Origin of the sequence: Nocardia jejuensis NBRC 103114 (genome assembly GCF_001613145.1) — a bacterium.
Taxonomy (GTDB): domain Bacteria; phylum Actinomycetota; class Actinomycetes; order Mycobacteriales; family Mycobacteriaceae; genus Nocardia; species Nocardia jejuensis.
In genome coordinates this window covers 219707-234684 of the sequence record NZ_BDBU01000002.1, presented here as the reverse complement: position 1 = coordinate 234684, position 14978 = coordinate 219707, and the positions used below count along the sequence as shown (strand labels likewise).

Below are 14978 nucleotides of genomic sequence, written 5' to 3'. Positions count from 1 at the left end.
GATGACAAACCACCATGTAGTGGTGACAAAAAACTGTATGGCACCTGGCGGCGGACGGTATTCAGCTTCAGCGCATTTCGGCGTATTGGCGTATCCGACGGGGCTCCCTGGTGCACAGTGCTCAGAGTTGAAAGGCACTGATTGTGGAACGTCACGACAGGGATCGACGATCCTTCGTGAATCCTCCCGACTCCGCCGGGACCTCAGGAATGGCGATAGCTGCGCGCGACCAACGCCGAACGCAGATACCACATTCCGGCCGGTTGCACCGGGTCGAGGCCGGTCAGCTGACAGATGCGTTTGAGCCGATAGTCCACCGTATTGGTGTGCACGCGCAGCCCTCGCGCGGTGCGCTGACGATTGAGGTTGTAGCGGATGTGCGACTCCAGCGTCGAGAGCAGTTCGGGGTGCTCGTCCAGCGGATCCAACAGCGAGCCGAGGAATTCGCGCCCTGGTCCGGGCCTGGTGAGCTGGAATTCGAGCGCGAGATCGGCGAACCGATACAACCCGTGCGCACACTCGAGCCGGCCCACCATGTCCAGGAGTTCATGGGCCTGCTCCGCGGCGGCGGGCACACCCGTCGAGGTCGCGACCACGGCCGTCACGGTGAGGGGAACCGCGGTGGCACAGGAGAGTTGAGCGACGAGCCGGGCGAGGTCCCCGCTCGCGGAGGCGGTGCTCGGAATCAGGACGGTGCCGCCGTCCACGCTCAGCAGCGACAGCGCGGTATCCCCGCAGCGAAGCGCGAGTTCGGCCTGTAGGCGGCGCAGTCGGCGGCGAGCGGCCACCGGGGCTGCGACCGCCGGTTCGGCTCCCTCGCTCGTCGACGGAATCGACACGGCGAGAACGACATACCTCTCGGCGATCTCGATTCCGCACCCGCGCGCCAAACTCGAGGTGGGCTGCCCACCCAGCAGCGCCGAGGTGAGCGTGTGCACCGCGGTGTGATGTTCCCGCACCACACCGCGCAGTTCGCGCACGTAGGCCAGCGAGACGGTGCTGGTCATGCGGTCGAGCATGGTGAACACGACTTTTGCCGCACCGAGGAGATCGGCGCATTCCTCGGCGGTGAGGGCGAACTCCGACCCGTCGGCCGAGCGCCGGTGATGCCCGGAAGCGGAGTCGATCAGCAGATCGAATCCGAGCCGGAAGCCCTCGTGCATGGCGCGATGGACGGTGTCGATCGGCACCCCCGCGCGCGCCCATTGCGCCGAAGCCTGTTGCAGCCACGTGATTTTCGCGGGCGCGTCTTCTCCGTCGAGCATGCGGACGGCGATTTCCAGGCAGGTGCGGGTGATGGTCGTGACATCGTCGTACTCGACATCGCCGGGCAGGGCGCCGCAGGGCGCGACGGTGTCCACGAAGTGCCCGACCATCCGCCGGGACAGTTCATGAATATCGCGGAACGGCAGCGACATCGGCTTGCCGGAGAGGGTGCGAGCGGACCTGGCGTCCTTGCCGACGGCCATAGCCTCCTCCTTCTTGCTGAAAGCACAGCACTTTCGGAGGAACCAAGGTAGCCAGCACCCGTCACGCGCAGAACGGTTTCCGGAGCTTCTGTACAAACAGGACAACCCTTGCCGCGCGACCTGTGCCTGCCGACAACACACCGGACTCTGCACCCGGTACGGATCGCCATCACCGTTGGACGAACCCTCCCCCGGCACCGGTGGCGCGGTCACGACCTTCTCAGCGCGGTCACAGGATCGGATCGGTACCGTTCCGGCCGAATTCGTGCCGAACGGATTCCGGCCGACGTGCTCCCCCGGGGCGGTTCGTCGTGACGAACGCGAGAGGGAGCACTGTGGCAATCACCTATCTGGAATCCGTCGTCGTGGGCGCGCTACAGGGGGTGAGTGAACTGTTCCCGGTGTCGAGCCTCGGTCACAGCATCCTGCTGCCCGCCTGGATCGGCGGGCAGTGGGCCACGGATCTGGATATGTCCGCACCGAATTCGCCGTATCTGGCGCTGCTGGTGGCAATGCACGTGGCCACCGCCATCGCCCTGGTGGTCTACTTCCGGCACGACTGGGTGCGGGTGCTGTCGGGCCTGTGGGATGTCGCGCGCACCCGAGGTGTTCGCACCCCGGACGCGCGCCTGGGCGTACTGCTCGTCGTGGCCACCATCCCGGTCGGGCTCGCCGGGCTGCTGCTGGAGAAGGCGGTTCGCAACTATCTGGGGACCCCGCTGCCGACCTCGATCTTCCTGGCAGTCAACGGATTCGTGCTGGCGGGGGCCGAGCTGATGCGACATCGCCGCGCCGGCGCCGAACCGCTGTTCGCCCCGGCCGGACACCGCGTGGACCCGTCCGCACAGGACACCGTCGTCCTACCGGTGGCCGATCCCGATGCGCGCCTCGCGCGCCTGAGCATCAAGGACGCGACACTCATCGGATCGGCCCAGATCGCGGCGCTGTTTCCGGGAATCAGCCGCTCCGGCAGCACGATCGTCGCCGGACTGGCCAAGGGCCTCGGGCACGAGGATTCGGCGCGCTTCGCCTTCTTGCTCGCCACACCGGTGATCCTCGCCGCCGGCGTCCTGAAGACCCCCGAGCTCTTCACTCCGGAAAACCACGACGTCCTGGGCCCCGCGGTAGCGGGATCGATCGTCGCGGGAGTGCTCGCCTACCTCTCGATCAGGTTTCTGGTGCGGTACTTCGAGACCAGAACCCTGACACCGTTCGCGATCTACTCTCTGATCGCGGGAATCGGGAGTGCGCTGTATTTCGGCTTGCACGGCTGAGAATTCGGATCAGCGGTCGGCGAGAATCGCGGCGGCCGCGGCCAGGCCCTCCTCGGTGCCGACGACCACCACGACGTCACCGGCGATCAGGATGAAGTCCGGCCCCGGCGAGGGAATGGCCTGTCCGGCCCGCATGATCGCGACGATGGAAGCCTTCGTGCGCGTGCGCATCCGGGTGTCCCCCAGTTGCCGGCCGTCGTAGGCGGTGCCGTCGCGAATCAGGAGCTGGCCGGTGGTCACCCCGCCGAGGTCGCGGTGTTCCTCGCGCAGCTGCCCGACCAGCTGCGGAGCGCCCAGCAGATTCGCCAGCGCGGCCGCTTCGGCCTCGGTCAGCGGGATCTGCTCGGCCGCATCGGGATTGCCGACCCGGCTCACGATCAGATCGATGGTGCCGTCGCGGTGATCGATCACCCCGATCCGGCGGCGGACCCGCCGCAACGGGAATTCCTTACGCACGCCGATACCGGGCAGCGATGTCACCTCAACGTTCACCTCTGATCGGTAGCCATCTCGGACCCCCGCCAAACCGGTCCCGCACACTGCCGCGAACATGTGATCGATCCGGGGCGTTCCGGCGATTCACCACCGTTCGATCGCGAACCGGGATTCGATCGGGTCGCTGTCGGGACTCGCCTCGGAGCGTGTTCCCCGAAACTACGGAGCGGACCAGTAGTCTCCAACCCGACTGTCAGGAAGGTGGTCGGTCGCTTTGGTGACGAACTCGGCTGTGCTGATCGGTGTCGTGGCGGTGTCCGCCGGGGTCCTGTTCGCGGGCGCGCGAGCCGTGCGGGTCGCGCCCGAGGCCACCGATCGCATGCCGTACCTGTCCGGGGCCGCCGCGGTCGAACACGCCGTATCCCGATTCCACGTGCGCTGGTACACGATCACGATGATCTTCCTCGCCTTCGATATGGAGATGGCGTTCATGTACCCGTGGTCGGTGGTGGTGAGCGAGATCGGAACCTCCGCGGTGGTGGAGATGTTCGGCTTCCTGGCGGTGCTCATGATCGGAGTCCTGTACGCCTGGCGTGAAGGAGCCCTGCGATGGACCTGAGCGGGTGGCTACGCCGCCGGGCCGCGATCGTTCCCCTGGTGGCCGTCGCCCCCGGTGGAACCGCGGTCCGGCTCGCCGTCGAGAACACCCTGCGGATCAACGGGTGGCGCCGGGCCGAAAGCCCCGCCGCCGCAAACCTTCTGATAGTCGCCGGCGTCGCGGACCCGGACTTCGACGCGGCCGTCACCCGAATCCACGAGTCCATGCCGCTCCCCCGCCTGCGCATCGACATCACCGATCCGGACCGCGCCGCCACCGACCTCGCCGCAGCGGCCGCCGACCTCGCATCACCGCGCGCACTCGTGCACACCGTGCAATCCGGGATCGCTCCACGAGATCACCACCACGGCGGCGGCGGCGAAACCGCCTCCCACCACGACCTTTCGATGCATATCCCGTCGACCGGGCATGGGGCACACAGCGGGCCGGGTGGGCCCGACGAACACAGCGAGCACGGCGAGCACAGCGAGCACAGCGGGCACAGCGGGCACAGCGGGCACAGCGGGCACAGCGAGAACAGCGAGAACAGCGAGCAAGGCGGGCACGATGGGCACAGCGGGCAAGGTGAGCACGGTGCGCACAGTGAGCACAGCGGGCACGGCGAGCACGATGGGCACAGCGGGCACGGTGCGCACAGTGAGCACAGCGGGCACGGGATGGGGATGGAGTTGCCGGGTGGGCTGGTGATGGCGGATCGGGAGGGTGATCGGGACGGGTTGCGGTTGGACGTGTTGACGGTGCCGTTGGGTCCGGTGCTGGGCGACTGGCCGGCCGGGCTGGTGGTGCGGGCACGGTTGCAGGGAGATGTGGTGTCCGGGGTCGCGGTGTCGGTGCAGACTCCGGTGCGGGACGGTGCGGCGTTCTGGGTGCGGCCGTGGGTGGCCGAGCCACCGGTGACGGGGCAATTGCGGTGGTGGCGTGCGGCGTACGGCCTCGACGTCGCGGCGACTCTGCTCGCGGTGGCGGGGTGGGAGGACGCCGCGTCGGAGGGTCGCCGGTTCCGGGACGAATTGTTGATCTCGCTGCGGGAACGCGAATCGGCGCACGGCGGGCACGAGTCGCTGGACCGCAATCTGGTGGTGGTCGACGATCGGCTCGCTCGGTGGGCTCGCACACTCGGCCGGTCTCGCACGCTGCGATGGTCGTTGCGTGGTGTGGGCCGGGTCGAGAACGGCCCCGGGACACCGGCGGGAATGGCGGGCGACACCCACGATCGACTGCTCGTCTGGCTCGCGATCGCCGCCGGACACGACCGCGCCTGCGACCGCATCCCGACCGCGGTATCCGGCGACTCGTCTTCTGCCGCACCGGGATTCGTCGATGCCGAGCGGGCCCGCAATCGGTGGATCCTGCGCACGCTCCCGCACCTGCTGATCGGCGCGGAACTCGCCGAAGCGCGACTGATCGTGGCCGGGCTCGGACTCGACGTCGACCTGCTGACCTCCGATACCGTGGGCGCGGAGGCCGCGCATGGTTGAACTCGCGCCGTGGTGGTTCGCGGCCGCATTGCCCGTGCTGGTGCTGGCCGGGGTGTGGGCGGTGGAGACCGCCGATGCGCTGGCCCGCGCCCGCGCCTCGGGAGCGTCGGCGCCGCGGGCCCTGCTCGCACCACTGCGATCGGCCGCTCTGCTGCTGGTGCAGCAGCGGCGGCGTGTCGTCGGCGCGGACGTATTGCTCGGTCGCGCAGCGGGATTCGTGCTGCTGGTCGCCGCGATCGGTGCGGCCGCCCTGGTTCCGCTCGGTCACCACGTGGTTCTGGATTCGCCGGTGAGCCTGGCCTGGTTCAACACCCTCGAGATCGGCTCCTGGGCGGCGGTCTGGCTGGCCGGATGGGGCGCGAATTCGGCGTTCTCGCTCGTGGGCGGCTACCGCTTCCTGGCGCAGGGGCTGGCGTACGAGCTCCCGCACATGTTCGCACTGGTCTGCGCGGCGGTCGCGGCCGGATCACTGCGCCTGACCGATATCGTTGCCGCGCAGCAGGATCAGTGGTTCGTGGTGACCATGCCCGTGGCTTTCCTGATCTATCTGATGTCGGTGCCCGCCATGTCGTTCAGCCCTCCGTTCGCGAGCGCCCTGGGCGGCGATATCGCCGGCGGCGCACTGGCGGAGACCTCGGGCCCGGATCGTCTGCTCGTACTCTTCGCCCGCCGTGCGCTTTTCGTCGCCGCCGCGGCGATGGCGGTGCCGCTGTTCCTGGGCGGCGGTGCGGGACCGTGGCTCGCGGGCTGGCTGTGGTCGCTGCTCAAGACGGTGGCCGTGCTCGCGGTCCTGGTGTGGGCCGGTCGGCGGTGTCCGTCGATCCGCATGTCGCGCTACATGGAGGTCGGATGGATCGTACTGCTGCCACTGATTCTGCTTCAGGCACTTGTCGTTTCGGTACTGGCGCGGTGAGGCAGGAGGACCGGCCATGTGGTCCCAGGTGATCTTCTGGGTGTGCGCCGTGGGCGCGGTCGCCTCCGGAATCGCGGTCTTCCGGGTCGATTCGATGGCCCGCGCGACCTTCGCGCTGCTGCTCTCGTTCATTTTCGTCGCGGGCACGGTCCTGCTGGTGGACCTGACCTACCTGGGTGTGCTGATCATCCTGATGATGATCATGGAGATGCTCGTCATGGTGGTCTTCATGATCATGTACATGATGAACCCGGCCGGATTGATGCCGATGTCCATGGTGCACAACCGCACCGGCGCGCTGGCCATCTCCGCGACCGTGTTCGTGGCGCTGACGAGTCTGGCGCTGCTGGTGGACTGGCCCGAGCGCACCGAGCCCTATCCGGCGGACGCCACCAGGTCGCTCGGTGAGGCCGTCATGGGCTCCAAGATGCTGGTGATGATCATCGTCGGGCTGGTGCTGTTCACGACCATCGTCGCCACGGTCGTGCTGGCCACCCATCGCGGCCGCTACGACCGGTACGGCGACGGGCTCGATCGGCGGGTGCCCCGGGATCCGGTGGACGGAGGCGTGGGCCGATGACACTGCCCGAATTCCTGATCCTGGCAGCCGCGCTGTTCAGCGTCGGATTGTTCGGCGTGCTGTCCCAGCAGTCCATCGTGATGATCATGATGGGCCTGGAATTGATGATCAACGCGGTCATCGTGGCCGCCGCCGCGTTCTGGTACTTCTGCCGCCCGTCCGCCGACGCCCAGGTACTGGTGCTGGTCGCCGTGACCGCCATGGCGGTGGAGATGGCCGCCGGATTCGCGGTGACCACGGCCATCTTCCGGGCGCGCGATGTCGACCTGGTCGACTCCGCCGCGGATCTGAAGGGCTGAGCCGATGCTGTGGATGCTGATCGCGGTCCCGGCGCTGAGCGGCGCGGCGCTGCTGCTGTGCGGCCGCCGCGCGGATCGAGCCGCACCGGCGGCGGCCGTGACGGTGGCGATCGCGACGGTGGTCGCGGCGGTCACCGGTGCCGTTCAACGCCCACGGGTTTCGGCCCCGTTCCTGGCCGGAGCCCCGGTACGGCTCGGGGTGGACGGGCTCTCGGCGGTCCTGATAGTCACCGTCGCGGCGGTGCTGATCTGCGTAATACTCTTCGCGACAGGCGATCTGAAGCCGGAGGAACCCCGCGCTCGATTCCACGGCCTGATGCTGATCTTCGCGGCGGCCATGCTCGTGACCGTAACCGCGCAGAACCTGCTCACGCTCCTGCTCGGCTGGGAGGTGATGGGCGCGATCTCCTACGCGCTCATCGGATTTCACTGGCGCGACGAGCACAAGGCCGCCTCGGGCCTGGTCGCGTTCGTGACCACGCGCGCCGGTGACCTCGGCCTGTATCTGGCCGCGGGCGCGATGATCGCGGGCGGGTCCCTCGCGCTGGATCTCGACGCCATGCCCACCCTGTCCGGGGGCCGGCGCGATCTCGCCGCCGCGGGCATCATCCTGGCGGCGCTGGGCAAGTCGGCGCAGCTGCCGTTCAGCTTCTGGCTCTCGCGCGCCATGGCGGGGCCGAGTCCGGTGTCCGCACTGCTGCATTCGGCGACCATGGTCGCGGCCGGGGCCTATCTGCTGCTGCGATCGGAGCCGCTGCTGGCGGCCACCGGCTGGGCCGGTCCGGTGACCGCGTGGGCCGGTGCGCTCACGGCCGTGGCACTGGGCGCGGTCGCGGTGTGTCAGCGCGATCTCAAGCAGCTGCTCGCCGCGTCCACCTGCGCCCAGGTGGGTCTCATGGTGCTGGCCGCGGGCGCGGGCGCGATGATCGCGCGCGAGCGGGGCGGGATGTCGGGCGACGGAGGTGCGATCGCGGCGGGCAGCGGGTATCTGGTGGCGCACGCGGCCGTCAAGAGCCTGTTGTTCCTGGCCGCGGGCGCCTGGCTGACCGCGCTGGGCACCAAGCGTTTCGAGGGACTTCGCGGAGCGGCTCGGACGTATCCCCTGGTGGGCGTGACGTTCACGGTCGGCGCGCTGGGGTTGGCCGGTGTGCCGCCGTTCGCGCTGTGGCCGGTCAAGGACTCGGTGCTCGCGGTGGCGCGAGAGTCGTCCACGCCGCTGTACGTGCTGGGATTCGCGGCCGCCATCCTGAGCGCCGTGTACGCCGGTCGGGCGCTCACCCTCGTCTGGATGCCCTCGCCGAGCGAGAAGTACTGGGACACAGAACAACTCGGTACCCGGCGGGTACGTCCGGCCGCAGCGCTGCCCTTGGCCGTATCGGCGCTCGCGGTGGTGGCGGGTGGTATCGCGGTGCTGCCCCGGGTGCGAGACCGGTTCGCCGACACGGTGGAGGCCGGACCGGCAGCGGCGATCACCTGGTTCGAGCCGGCACTGTCCGGCGTGGTCGCGGTGGTGACGGTGGCGATCGTCGCCGCACTGATCCGCGAGCGCGGCGATCTGCCCGCCCCCGCCCCGCCGGCGAATTGGCTGGGCCTCGAGGCGGCCGCGCGCACGCTCGTGGTCGCTCCGGCGCTGACCGTCGCGACCCTGCTGGCCGCCTTCGACGATCGCGTCCTGTCCCGCGGCGCGATCGGTGCGGGACGCGCGACCATCGCCGTGGCGCGTGTCGCCGACCGTAGGGTCGACGGCGCGATCGAGGCCACGGTGGCCGGTGTCGCGACCGCCTCGCGCGGCCTGGGCCGCTGGGCGCGCCGCCCGGAAACCGGCCAGGTGCACCAGTACTACGCCCAGGCCGTGGTGGCCCTCATGGTGCTGGCTGCCGTCCTGATGGCGCTGCGGTGATACCGACCCCACGAGAGACGAGGTGAACGTGCTCAGCGTTCTGGTGTTCCTGCCGCTGGCAGCGGGTGCGGCGCTGCTGGCCCTGCCCCAGCTCGGGGACGGCGTGATCCGGTGGGCGTGGGTCGCGATCGGCGCCGTGGAAGTGGCGCTCACCGTGGCACTCTGGATCGGATTCACCCGGAACCCGCCGGCCGCGGGCGAATTCGCGTACGAGGCGCACCACGCCTGGATTCCGAGCCTGCGCTCGGGCTACCACATCGGCGTCGACGGCCTCAGCCTGCCGTTGCTCGCGCTCACCACCGTTCTGTTCCTGGCCTGCTCGATCTACGCACTGCGCCGGCAGGATCGGGTGCGCTGGTTCGCGGCGCTGTTCCTGTTCCTGGAATCGGTGAGCCTGGGCGTGTTCGTCGCCCTGGACCTGGTGCTGTTCTTCGTCTTCTTCGATCTGACGATCGTCGCGATGTACTTCGTCATCAACGGATGGGGTCACGCGCGAGCCCGCCAGGCGGCGCTGCAGTTCTTCCTCTACACGTTCATCGGTTCGCTGGCCCTGCTGCTGGGTTTCATCGTGCTCTACCTCGCGGCGGACCCGCACACCTTCGACATCGTCGAACTGACGGCGGCGAATCCGCTGGCGGGCAATGCGGCTCGCGGCACGATCGCGGTGGTCGCGATAGTGGTGGGGCTGGCGATCAAGACGCCGACCTTCCCGTTCCACACCTGGTTGCCGCCCGCGCACACCGAGGCCCCGGCCGCCGGATCGGCCATCCTCGCGGGCGTGCTGCTCAAACTCGGCACCTACGGTTTCCTGCGCATCGCCATGCCGCTGCTTCCCGAGGCCTGGCGGCGGTACGCGCTGGTTCTGGTGATCCTCGGCGTGATCAGCGTGCTGTACGGGGCGCTGGTGGCGCTGGCACAGACCGACCTCAAACGCATGATCGCCTACACCTCGGTCAATCACATGGGCTACATCGTGCTGGCGGTCGGCGCGGCGGGCCTGCTCGCGGACAACTCCGAACACGCCCGCACCCTGGCGATCACCGGTGCGGTCACCCAGATGGTCAGCCACGGGCTCATCACCGGTGCGCTGTTCCTGCTCACCGGAGTCCTCTACGAACGCCGCCGCACCTACGATCTCGACGCCTTCGGCGGACTCGCCGGGCAGGCGCCGGTTTTCGCGGCCACCACCGCGGCCGCGTTCTTCGCCTCGCTCGGACTCCCCGGCTTCTCCGGCTTCATCGCCGAATTCCAGATCTTCGTCGGATCCTTCGCTCCCGCACCGATATTCACGGCGCTGGCCCTGCCCGGCATTCTGCTGACCGCGGCTCTGCTGCTGCGCGCCTACCAGCGCCTGTTCCTCGGCACCGCGCGCACCGAAACCGGTTTCGCCGATCTGACCGCGCCCGAGGCGATGTCGATCATTCCGCTGATGGTGCTGTCGGTGGCGATCGGCATCCTCCCGAGGTTCCTGCTCGATGTGATCGAACCCGCCGCCCGTGCGCTCGCCGACCTGGTGGTGCGCTGATATGGGCGGTACGGGACCGATGTCCGAGGAGATGATGGTCCGGGATCTGCTCGCCCTGCTTCCCGAAGCGGCGCTGGCAACCTCGGCCGTCCTGGGCCTGTTGCTGGGTTCGTTCCTGCCCCGTACCCGGCAGTGGCCGGTACGCCTGCTGGCGGCGGCGGGCGCGGTCACCGCTCTCGTGCTGACCGTGCGAGTCTGGAACGAGGAGGCGCGCACTCTCTTCGACGGCAGCTACGGCATCGACGTCGGCACCAATGCGATCCGGGTGATCGTGGCGGTCTCACTACTGCTGCTGCTCACGCTGTCCCTGCCCGTAACACGGTCGGCCGCACGAGAATCCGAGTTCGTCGTTCTGATGACCCTGGCGGGCGTCGGCGCCGTGCTGCTCGCCGGGGCGAACGATCTGCTGATCCTCATCTGCGCGTACCTGCTGGCGAGCATTCCGCTCTACGCCCTCACAGCCTTCGGCAAGGATTCGCCGGGAACCGAAGCGGCACTGAAGTTCTACCTGTTCGGCGCGCTGTTCGGCACCACCATGCTGTTCGGCGCGACCCTCGTGTTCGGTGCGGGCGGCGCGACCGACTACCCGGCGCTGACCGAATCCGCCTCGGCCGCACCGCGGGTGGCGCTCGCCCTCGGCGCGGTGGCGGTGCTGGGCGGGCTGCTGTTCAAGGCCGGTGCGCTGCCCGCGCACTTCTGGGTTCCCGACGTCGCCCAGGGCACCCGCCCAGAGATCGCCGCCTTCGTGACCACGATTCCGAAACTCGGTGCGGTGGTGGCGATCTACCGCCTGTGCGCGACGGTCCTGGACGCCGGTGACCTCGACTGGCGCATCCTCGTCGCCGTCATCGCCGCGGCCACCATGACCCTCGGCAATTTCGGGGCCTTCTTCCAGAGCGATGTCCGACGTCTGCTCGGCTACTCCACCATCGGCCAGGTCGGCTTCCTGCTGGTCGGCGTCGCCGCCGCCGGCGCCTCGGACATGGCCCTGAGCAGCGTGCTGTTCTACCTCGCGGCCTACGCCCTCACCAACCTCGGGGCCTTCGCCGTCGTCTGCGCGCTGCCGCGCCGCCGCGCGATCGCCGACTACACCGGTCTGCTGCATGCCCGCCCCGGAGTGCTTGTGGCACTGGTGATCTGCCTGCTCGGGCTGGTCGGCACCCCGCCCACCGCCGTCTTCGTCGGCAAGCTGACCGTGCTGACCGCCGCGTTCGACGCCGGTCTCGGCTGGCTGGTGATCCTCGCGATCCTCAACTCGGTCGCGAGCCTGTTCTACTACCTGCGCTGGATCGTCCCGGCACTGCGCGGGGAGCCTGCCGCAGCGGCCGACGACCCGTCACCGGCGGCCCCGCGCATCGTCGCCTACGTCACCGCCGCCGGTTCTCTCGTCCTGGGCGTGCTTGCCGGACCGATCCTGAACGCTTTGGAGACAACGCAACTCGCGCGCTGAAACCGCGACTCCACCCGATTCTCGAGGCTGCGACATTTCCGAGCCACACTCCCGCGCATGGTGCTCAGCCACGACGGATGCCGGGCGCAGTCGATGCGTCCTGCGGCCCGAGACTGTCGCTCAGGACGTCAGCGACTCCAGGATCGCCTCCGGGTAATCGACGAAGGCGAGGTGGCCGACGCCGGGGAGAATGTGCACCCGGCCGTGCGGGAGGCCCGCCGCCAGCCGGCGCGCCTCGCACGCGGGAACGTTGGTGTCGGCGGTGCCGTGCCAGATCTGTACCGGCACTGCCACATCCGCGAGGGCGAAGCCCCAGGGTTGAGTGAAGACGAGTCGCATATCGGTCGCGAATCCGTCGCTGCCCCGGGCGAACGCCTCCCGGATATTGGCGGTCAGCTTCGCCGAGAGTTCCTCATCGCGCGCCACCCGCTCCCGATCCGGCTCGCACATCTGACCGACCAGCGCGTCGATACCCTGTTGCGACGCAATCAGTTTCGTCAATCGAGCGGCCATCAGGGGCACCAGGATCGGCAGGCGGCGCAGCACCACCAGGGCACGGCGTTTCTTGCGGCCCGCGGGGTCGAGCTCGCGCAGGGCCTCGTCCATCGGCGCGGGTGAGCTGACCACGGCCGCGGCCGTCACCCGGCCGGGCAGGGTCGCCGCGCACGCCAGCGCGTACGGGCCGCCGCCGGACACGCCGAGCACCGCGAATTCCTCCAACTCGAGCGCATCGGCGACGGCGGCCACGATCGGACCCCATCCGCGGACCCGGCCCTGAGAGGACAGAGCCCGCATACCGATTCCGGGCCGGTCGATCGCGATGATCCGCACTCCGGTCTCGCGCGCGGCGTCGTCGAACGCCTCGGCTTCCCGCCACGCGCCGGGACTGCCGTGGCAGTAGATCACCGGTCGGCCCGCGGGCGTCCCGTATTCGGCGACCCGCACCGTGCATCCTGGCAAATCGATCGATCGAGCTTCGGTCGATGTCATGCCAGCAGGGTAGGGCCGGGCGGCTTCCGCCGTGGCAACCTGTGGCCGCACGTCGCGAATCCGCCTGAGATGTCTGATTTCTGGGGATGGCTGATTTCTGGGCGAAGGCTCGCCGAATGCCGAAACTGTCGGTCAGACGCCCAGCGCGGCGGCGAACACCGGCCAGGAATCGTGCAGATCGTCCTGCCAGTACGGCCACGCATGTGTGCCGTCGCGATAGACGGTGGTGGCCGCGATGCCGAGCGCGGCCAGCCGGTCGGTGAGCGATCGGGTGCAGTCGTTCACCACCGACTCCATCGCGCCGCCGACCGCCATGCGATCGGTCAACCGGGCGAGGTCCCCTCCGATCGAGGGATCGGTGAGGGCTTCGTGCACTCCGGGCCGGCCGTTGCCCGCCGAAATGTACAGCGCCACACCGCGCAGACGTTCGGCGTTCACCACCGGATCGTTGGCCACCCACGCCGGATCAGCGGGGCCCCACATATTGTCGGGGTTCGCGCCGAACAGCCGCGGCTGCGAACGCACCACCGCGCGCGCGAGTGCGTCATCGGTGCGCGGGCAGCCGCTGAACGAGCCCGCCGCGCGGTATCGCCCCGGCGAATTGATCGCCAGTGCCAGCGCCGATGTCGCCGACATCGAGGTTCCCGCAATCGCATTCGCTCCGTTGAACCCGAATCGATCGCTCAGCGCGGCGGGCAGTTCCTCGGTCAGGAAGGTCGACCATTTGTTGCGGCCGAGCACCGGATCGTCGGCCGCCCAATCCGCGTAGAGCGAGGCGCGGCCACCGATCGGCTGGATCACGTTCACCGGTTTGTCGGCGAAGAATCGCGCCGCGTCGGTGCGCTGGGTCCACGCGCCTCCGGCCTCGCCGCCGTCGATCGCATTGAGCAGATACAGCGCCGGGGCCGAGCCGCCCGGACTCGACACCCACACCGGGACAGTCCGATTCATCGCCGGTGAATACACGCTCACTTCGAACTGGCGGCCACCGAGCGCACGCACATCCACGATCCCCGGTCCCGGATCCGCGGTCGAAACGCCGGGCACGAGCGCGATCGCCGCCCCGAGCGCAGCCGCCATACCCAGCCGAATCCGCCGCGCGCGACCTGTACGCGCGGCACCTCGACGAACGCGAACCCCTCGCTGACCCATCACGCAGATTGCCCCTTCTCGACTCAGGATTGCTGCCATCGGCAATAACTGGAAACATGCTGAATCCTTCCGACCAGCTGGACCCAGCGACTGATTCACACCGTCGAGTGACGATCACCGCGCGAATTCGGCATGGAATCACGCCTTTTCGACCGGAGAACATCCACACAATTGAGCTTCGCAGCGAAGGTAGCTAAAGGTTGGCTATAAACTATGACTTACATCACATGGGGATATGGGGCGACCTGCGCCCTCGGTGAGAGCGATCGATGCCATCCACTCGGCGGCATCGGCGTGGCTCGCCCGTTATGGGGCACTCGATGTGATCGGATGTCGCGCGACCGGTTCATTCGCTGTCACCCGTGGGGAGCTTTGACCATGCACATCGCTGATGTTGTCGCCGAGCGTGCCAGAGAGACGCAGGCGGTACTGGCGAACCTGAACAGTTACTACGAAGCGCTCGCCGACCTCGATGCCGAGGAAATGCCGGATCCGAGCCTGCGCTATCAGTGCTGGCGATTCCTGCGCATTTCCGATCAGCTGGCCGACGCCCGCGAACGACGAATGCTCGAAGCGGAAATCGATCCGGTGGAACCGGTGATGGAGTTGGTGCGGGAACTGTTGGCCACGCACGGCGCGAGCGTCGACGCATTGGGCATCGGCGCCGCTCTGGAGGGCAACGGCTGGGAGCCGCCCGCCGGGGTGGCCGATCGACTCGAATTGATCGAGGCCGCGTGCACCCGGCTGGCGGAACAGCCGAACAGCGCCGTGACGCGGAATCCGCACGGCGAGTACGAATTCAGCAGCGAGGGCACCCCCGCGCCACAGCGGCCTCGCTCGCGGAAACTTCCCATCCCCGTATAGGGATCACGACCAAGGCGGCCCCCACCCTCG

14 protein-coding genes are annotated in these 14978 nt (G+C 68.7%); 10 read left to right on the top strand and 4 right to left on the bottom strand.

Features of this window, described 5'->3' with window-relative positions:
- Window positions 1-203: 203 nt before the first annotated feature.
- Window positions 204-1469: a PucR family transcriptional regulator gene (locus NJ1_RS01540; RefSeq protein WP_067686233.1), complete on the bottom strand. Its 1266-nt coding sequence runs from the start codon at window positions 1467-1469 to the stop codon at window positions 204-206.
- Between the two features lie 335 nt (window positions 1470-1804).
- Between NJ1_RS01540 and NJ1_RS01535 the strand changes: the two genes are divergently transcribed.
- The gene (locus tag NJ1_RS01535; protein WP_084477624.1) at window positions 1805-2743 is read left to right on the top strand and encodes an undecaprenyl-diphosphate phosphatase; all 939 of its coding nucleotides are present in this window, start codon (window positions 1805-1807) and stop codon (window positions 2741-2743) included.
- A 9-nt stretch (window positions 2744-2752) separates the two neighbouring features.
- Here NJ1_RS01535 and NJ1_RS01530 read toward each other — a convergent pair whose 3' ends face one another.
- Window positions 2753-3235: a cation:proton antiporter regulatory subunit gene (locus NJ1_RS01530; protein WP_169813068.1), complete on the bottom strand. Its 483-nt coding sequence runs from the start codon at window positions 3233-3235 to the stop codon at window positions 2753-2755.
- A gap of 220 nt (window positions 3236-3455) precedes the next feature.
- Between NJ1_RS01530 and NJ1_RS01525 the strand changes: the two genes are divergently transcribed.
- From NJ1_RS01525 to NJ1_RS01490, 8 genes are read left to right on the top strand one after another with little or no spacing between them, the layout of a single operon-like run.
- Window positions 3456-3797: an NADH-quinone oxidoreductase subunit A gene (locus NJ1_RS01525; RefSeq protein ID WP_422615726.1), complete on the top strand. Its 342-nt coding sequence runs from the start codon at window positions 3456-3458 to the stop codon at window positions 3795-3797.
- Complete coding sequence (locus NJ1_RS01520; protein WP_067686224.1) at window positions 3788-5275, top strand: hypothetical protein; 1488 nt, start codon at window positions 3788-3790, stop codon at window positions 5273-5275. Before NJ1_RS01525 ends, NJ1_RS01520 begins: the two co-directional genes overlap by 10 nt.
- Window positions 5268-6188: a complex I subunit 1 family protein gene (locus tag NJ1_RS01515; RefSeq protein ID WP_067686221.1), complete on the top strand. Its 921-nt coding sequence runs from the start codon at window positions 5268-5270 to the stop codon at window positions 6186-6188. Before NJ1_RS01520 ends, NJ1_RS01515 begins: the two co-directional genes overlap by 8 nt.
- 16 nt (window positions 6189-6204) lie before the next feature.
- Window positions 6205-6768 (top strand): NADH-quinone oxidoreductase subunit J, encoded by a 564-nt coding sequence (locus NJ1_RS01510; protein ID WP_067686218.1) that lies wholly within the window; start codon window positions 6205-6207, stop codon window positions 6766-6768.
- Window positions 6765-7067 carry an NADH-quinone oxidoreductase subunit NuoK gene (nuoK, locus tag NJ1_RS01505; RefSeq protein ID WP_067686216.1) on the top strand — a complete coding sequence of 101 codons (303 nt, stop codon included), beginning with the start codon at window positions 6765-6767 and terminating at the stop codon, window positions 7065-7067. Before NJ1_RS01510 ends, nuoK begins: the two co-directional genes overlap by 4 nt.
- Before the next feature lie 4 nt (window positions 7068-7071).
- The gene (locus tag NJ1_RS01500; RefSeq protein WP_067686214.1) at window positions 7072-8967 is read left to right on the top strand and encodes an NADH-quinone oxidoreductase subunit 5 family protein; all 1896 of its coding nucleotides are present in this window, start codon (window positions 7072-7074) and stop codon (window positions 8965-8967) included.
- Window positions 8968-8995: 28 nt separating this feature from the next.
- Window positions 8996-10492: a complex I subunit 4 family protein gene (locus tag NJ1_RS01495; protein ID WP_067686859.1), complete on the top strand. Its 1497-nt coding sequence runs from the start codon at window positions 8996-8998 to the stop codon at window positions 10490-10492.
- A gap of 1 nt (window position 10493) precedes the next feature.
- Window positions 10494-11942 carry an NADH-quinone oxidoreductase subunit N gene (locus NJ1_RS01490; protein WP_218025101.1) on the top strand — a complete coding sequence of 483 codons (1449 nt, stop codon included), beginning with the start codon at window positions 10494-10496 and terminating at the stop codon, window positions 11940-11942.
- Between the two features lie 120 nt (window positions 11943-12062).
- On the opposite strand, the gene NJ1_RS01485 is transcribed toward NJ1_RS01490, so the two are convergent.
- Window positions 12063-12932 carry an alpha/beta fold hydrolase gene (locus tag NJ1_RS01485; protein ID WP_084477623.1) on the bottom strand — a complete coding sequence of 290 codons (870 nt, stop codon included), beginning with the start codon at window positions 12930-12932 and terminating at the stop codon, window positions 12063-12065.
- Between the two features lie 132 nt (window positions 12933-13064).
- The gene (locus tag NJ1_RS01480; protein ID WP_174557036.1) at window positions 13065-14012 is read right to left on the bottom strand and encodes an alpha/beta hydrolase; all 948 of its coding nucleotides are present in this window, start codon (window positions 14010-14012) and stop codon (window positions 13065-13067) included.
- Between the two features lie 450 nt (window positions 14013-14462).
- Between NJ1_RS01480 and NJ1_RS01475 the strand changes: the two genes are divergently transcribed.
- Window positions 14463-14948: a hypothetical protein gene (locus NJ1_RS01475; RefSeq protein WP_067686204.1), complete on the top strand. Its 486-nt coding sequence runs from the start codon at window positions 14463-14465 to the stop codon at window positions 14946-14948.
- Window positions 14949-14978 lie beyond the last annotated feature (30 nt).

Excerpts from the sequence above, each read along its gene's own strand:
- NJ1_RS01500 (WP_067686214.1), top strand. The coding sequence starts at position 7,072 with ATGCTGTGGATGCTGATCGCGGTCCCGGCGCTGAGCGGCGCGGCGCTG.
- NJ1_RS01520 (WP_067686224.1), top strand. The coding sequence starts at position 3,788 with ATGGACCTGAGCGGGTGGCTACGCCGCCGGGCCGCGATCGTTCCCCTG.
- NJ1_RS01475 (WP_067686204.1), top strand. The coding sequence starts at position 14,463 with ATGCACATCGCTGATGTTGTCGCCGAGCGTGCCAGAGAGACGCAGGCG.
- NJ1_RS01540 (WP_067686233.1), bottom strand. The coding sequence starts at position 1,469 with ATGGCCGTCGGCAAGGACGCCAGGTCCGCTCGCACCCTCTCCGGCAAG.
- NJ1_RS01490 (WP_218025101.1), top strand. The coding sequence starts at position 10,494 with ATGGGCGGTACGGGACCGATGTCCGAGGAGATGATGGTCCGGGATCTG.
- NJ1_RS01510 (WP_067686218.1), top strand. The coding sequence starts at position 6,205 with ATGTGGTCCCAGGTGATCTTCTGGGTGTGCGCCGTGGGCGCGGTCGCC.
- NJ1_RS01515 (WP_067686221.1), top strand. The coding sequence starts at position 5,268 with ATGGTTGAACTCGCGCCGTGGTGGTTCGCGGCCGCATTGCCCGTGCTG.
- NJ1_RS01485 (WP_084477623.1), bottom strand. The coding sequence starts at position 12,932 with ATGACATCGACCGAAGCTCGATCGATCGATTTGCCAGGATGCACGGTG.
- NJ1_RS01480 (WP_174557036.1), bottom strand. The coding sequence starts at position 14,012 with ATGGCGGCTGCGCTCGGGGCGGCGATCGCGCTCGTGCCCGGCGTTTCG.
- nuoK (WP_067686216.1), top strand. The coding sequence starts at position 6,765 with ATGACACTGCCCGAATTCCTGATCCTGGCAGCCGCGCTGTTCAGCGTC.